This window comes from Dietzia sp. E1, assembly GCF_014145015.1.
In the GTDB taxonomy this organism is placed as follows: Bacteria; Actinomycetota; Actinomycetes; order Mycobacteriales; family Mycobacteriaceae; genus Dietzia; species Dietzia cinnamea_A.
The window spans coordinates 1-1,078 of the sequence record NZ_JAALDU010000568.1; the positions used below are offsets into that span (position 1 = coordinate 1).

Consider the following 1,078-nt stretch of genomic DNA (forward strand, 5'->3'; position numbering starts at 1 on the left):
GACGCGTTCGGGCTCGAGTTCCCCATGTCGCCCACGTGCACCGACTACGGACACCACGAGTGCGTGAACCCCGAGACGCCCGCCCCGGACGGGGTCTCCGGCGAGGAGACCGGCCGCATCGACCCGCGCTGGGCCGGACTGGCGGAGAAGTTCGGCATGACCGACCCGGCCGACACCGACGGGGACCGCGCGTGACCGACCAGCCCTCCGCGCTGGACGCCGTCCTGGGCGTGGCCCTGCCCGCCGGCCTGGCGACCCAGGCGCTGACCCACCGCTCCTACGCCTACGAGCACGGGGGGCTGCCACACAACGAGCGCCTCGAGTTCCTCGGCGACGCCGTGCTGGAGCTCGTCGTGACGGAGTACCTCTACAACGCGTACCCGAATCGCCCGGAGGGCGACCTGGCCAAGATCCGCGCGAGCCTGGTCAACACCTACGTCCTGGCCGACATCGCCCGCGAGCTCGGCGACGGCGGACTGGGCCGGCACCTGCGGCTCGGCCGCGGGGAGGAGCTCACCGGCGGTCGGGACAAGCACTCGATCCTCGCCGACACCCTCGAGGCGGTGTTCGGGTCGGTCTACCTCACCCACGGCCTCGAGACGGCCCGCGGCCTGATCGAGAAGATCATCGGCGACCGCCTGACGGTCGTGCCCCATCTGGGCGCGGCGTTGGACTGGAAGACCAGTCTGCAGGAGAAGTGCGCGTCGCTCGGCCGGCCCAAGGCGCGGTACGAGATCACATCGACGGGACCGGATCACGACAAGACCTTCTCCGCCGTGGTGTTCGTCGGCGACGACGCGCTCGGCGAGGGCACCGGCCGCACCAAGAAGGAGGCCGAGCAGAAGGCCGCCGAGCAGGCCTGGGCGGCCCTGGACGGGACCACGGCCGACCGGACCGCCGGCTGACGTGCCCGAACTTCCCGAGGTCGAGGTCGTCCGCCGGGGACTGGCCGATCACGTCGTGGGCCGCACGCTCGTCTCCGTCGAGGTCACCGGGGCGCGCACGGCCCGTCGCCAGCCCGGGGGCGCGGCCGAGATCGTCGCGCGGCTGACCGGGCGTACCGTCAGCGGGGCGCGGC

Annotated in this window: 2 protein-coding genes and 1 pseudogene; all 3 read left to right on the forward strand. The window is 73.0% G+C overall.

All coding sequences use genetic code 11. The annotated features are described in order from the left end of the window. A pseudogene (locus G6030_RS15890) lies at window positions 1-195 on the forward strand (DUF177 domain-containing protein); the annotation flags it as partial. Then, window positions 192-905, forward strand: a complete 714-nt coding sequence (rnc, locus tag G6030_RS15895; RefSeq protein WP_182643771.1) for a ribonuclease III — start codon at window positions 192-194, stop codon at window positions 903-905. The pseudogene G6030_RS15890 and the gene rnc, both read left to right, overlap by 4 nt. 1 nt (window position 906) lies before the next feature. Beyond that, the coding region (locus G6030_RS15900) for a DNA-formamidopyrimidine glycosylase family protein (RefSeq protein WP_347238683.1) at window positions 907-1,078 on the forward strand (172 nt) is incomplete at its 3' end.